Origin of the sequence: Aquisphaera insulae (assembly GCF_011064615.1) — a bacterium.
Taxonomy (GTDB): Bacteria; Planctomycetota; Planctomycetia; order Isosphaerales; family Isosphaeraceae; genus Aquisphaera; species Aquisphaera insulae.
The window spans coordinates 1-2,025 of record NZ_JAALJH010000202.1 but is presented as its reverse complement, the minus strand read 5'-3'; the positions used below and the strand labels follow the sequence as shown (position 1 = coordinate 2,025).

Sequence of the window (2,025 nt, the reverse complement as noted above, 5' to 3'; positions counted from 1 at the left end):
TCTTATATGATCCACGACCGTATTCCCGCCCCGCCCGTCCGGCTCCGGGTCGCACGCACACCGCACCACGTACGCCGCCTGCTCCGGCTCGTCCTTCGACAGTGCCTTCAGGAGCCGCTCCAGCCTGGCCCGCTCGTCCGGCTCGACCACGTCATCGGCGTCCAGCCAGAACGCATAATCCCCTCGCGCCCGCGCCAGGGCCGCATTCCTCGCCGCCGCAAAGTCGTCCACCCAGACGAAGTCGAAGACCCTCGCCCCGAACCCCCGCGCGATCTCCGCCGTCCGATCCCTCGACCCGGTATCCACCACCACGATCTCATCGAACAGCCCCGCCACCGATCCGAGACACGTCGGCAGGTTCTCCTCCTCATCCCGCACGATCATCGTCAGGCTGACGCTCGCCCGTTTCACGCCACAGATGGGGACGGGGGGAGGAATTGAGCCACAGATGGGGACGGGGGGAGGAATTGAGCCACGGATGGGGACGGGGGGAGGAATCGAGCCACAGATGGACACTGATGAACACAGATTTGATTCAGATTCAGATTCAGAATTCAGGTTTGGCGATCCCGACTCTCCGCCGGCCGGCTCCAACTCCGAAACCAGTCCCTGCATCCCCGCGGCCCCAACCCGTCCTTCCTTCCCCTCCCTCTCCCCATCCCCATCCCCATCCCCATTCCTTCCCTCCGATCCCTCTCCCTCCCCCGATCGGTGTTCATCTGTGTTGATCTGTGGCTCATATTGCCTTCCTTCCCTTCCATCCCGTGGTTGACTCACCCCACCCACCATCCGTGGCCCCTGTCCCGCCAGGGCACGCAGTCGGCGCTCGACGGCGTCCGCGGTGTGGGACCAGGTGAAGCGGCCGCGGATATGGGCCGACGCGGCGATGCCCTTGCGGCGGGCGGCCTGCGGGTCGGCGGCGACGAGGCGGAGGAGGTCCACCAGGGCGTCGCGGTCCGGCTCGTGCAGCCACGGGCGGGCGAGCGTCTCGAGGTCGCCCACCCGGTTCTCGGCGAACTCGCACGACCGGGCCGGGAGCAGGAACGCGGTGTCGTGATCGGCGTAATCGGTCACCGGGCCGGCCCCGGTGGCGATGACCGGCAGGCCGCAGGCCATCGCCTCGGCGACCGGCAGCGCGAAGCCCTCGCCGCGGAACGGGTGGACCAGGCAGTCGCAGGCGGTATACAGCCCCGCCAGCTCGGGCCCGCTCAGGTCGCGGGAGAGGTACTCGATCGGATAGCCCTGCTCGCGGAGGGCGGCGATGCGGTCCCCGGCGGTCTGGCCCTGGTAGAAGGTCCCGACGCCCATGTCCTTGATGACCAGCCCGATGCCGTCTCCGGGCCCGAAGGCCCGCGAGTAGGCGTCCAGGAGGACGTCGATCCCCTTGCGGAAGATCGTCCCGCCGACGAACAGGAATCGGAAGCGCGGGCCCGGCGGCAACGGCAGCGGTTCGATGCCGGGATGGAAGGCCTGCGGGTCCACGCCCAGTGGGATGACGTGGACGCGGCCGTGCGGCATCCCGGCCCGGAGGTAGGCGTCGCGGACCGACCGACTGTACGCCCAGACCTCGTCCACGGCCGCGAGCAAGGGCAGCCAGGAGCGTGGCAGGCTGCCGTACTCCCAGGGCTGCATCAGCACCCGGCGTGCGTGGGGCTGGAACTCCGCCCGCGGCGGCCAGCGGTGCATCACGTGGACCTGAGCCGGGCCGCCGATTGGATTGCGGCCCAGGCGATCGGCGAGTTGGGGATCCGGCGGGGCGTCCGCGTCCCCCGCCGGGCTCGGCCCGTCGTCGGCCAGGCCCAGGTCGTGGCCGCGAGCCAGCAGTTCGAGGCCGATCGCCCGGTTGACCAGGCCCAGCGAATGCAGCCCTCGGAAGTCGCCGTCCCAGGTCACTCGCAACGGGTCCTCGTGGACGGGAGCGGGGTCGGTCGCGTCCTCAGGGGCCTGCTTGCGGAGGAAGGCGACCTCGGTCCCCTCGACGTGCACCACCGGCTCGGCGAAGCCGATGGCCTCCACGGCCTGGCG

1 protein-coding gene is annotated in these 2,025 nt (G+C 70.0%); it reads right to left on the bottom strand.

Annotation, left to right across the window (positions count from 1 at the left end):
• Positions 1–2,025 (bottom strand): glycosyltransferase (locus G6O54_RS36715; protein WP_165236027.1); only part of this gene is annotated, 2,025 nt, incomplete at both ends.